The organism is Acinetobacter rongchengensis (assembly GCF_003611475.1).
Classification (GTDB): domain Bacteria; phylum Pseudomonadota; class Gammaproteobacteria; order Pseudomonadales; family Moraxellaceae; genus Acinetobacter; species Acinetobacter rongchengensis.
In genome coordinates this window covers 1-518 of record NZ_RAXT01000193.1, presented here as the reverse complement: position 1 = coordinate 518, position 518 = coordinate 1, and the positions used below count along the sequence as shown (strand labels likewise).

Below are 518 nucleotides of genomic sequence, written 5' to 3'. Positions count from 1 at the left end.
GGTGCTGATTCAGAAACTGTATGCGATAGAAGCAGAACTCAGGAAAAAGACCGATAGTACAGCAGAACACCGCCGCGAATACCGACAACAGCACAGCCAACCGGTGATGCAACAACTGTATGAATGGCTCAACCAACATTATCTGACGGTGCCATCGAGTTCTCCAACCGCCAAGGCCATCAATTACAGTCTGAAGCGTTGGCCAGCCTTAAGCCGCTATCTGGATGATGGCAATCTACCCATTGACAATAACTGGGCAGAGAACTCAATGCGTCCCTGGGCATTGGGCCGTAAGAACTGGTTGTTTGCAGGTTCGCTGCGCAGTGGACAGCGAGCGGCAAATATCATGACTTTAATCCAGTCAGCAAAGCTGAATGGGTTGGATCCGTATGCCTATCTCAGTGATGTGCTGAAAAGGCTGCCGACGCATAAAGCGACCCAAATAGAAGAATTACTACCACATCGCTGGAAATCCAACTCAAATTAAAAAATAGGCATGGGGTTCAGCGGACGCTTAC

1 protein-coding gene is annotated in these 518 nt (G+C 49.0%); it reads left to right on the top strand.

Translation table 11 applies throughout. From position 1 onward, the window contains the following. A partial coding sequence (locus D7V20_RS19475) for an IS66 family transposase (RefSeq protein WP_147395828.1) occupies positions 1-487 on the top strand: 487 nt, incomplete at its 5' end. Positions 488-518: the final 31 nt, after the last annotated feature.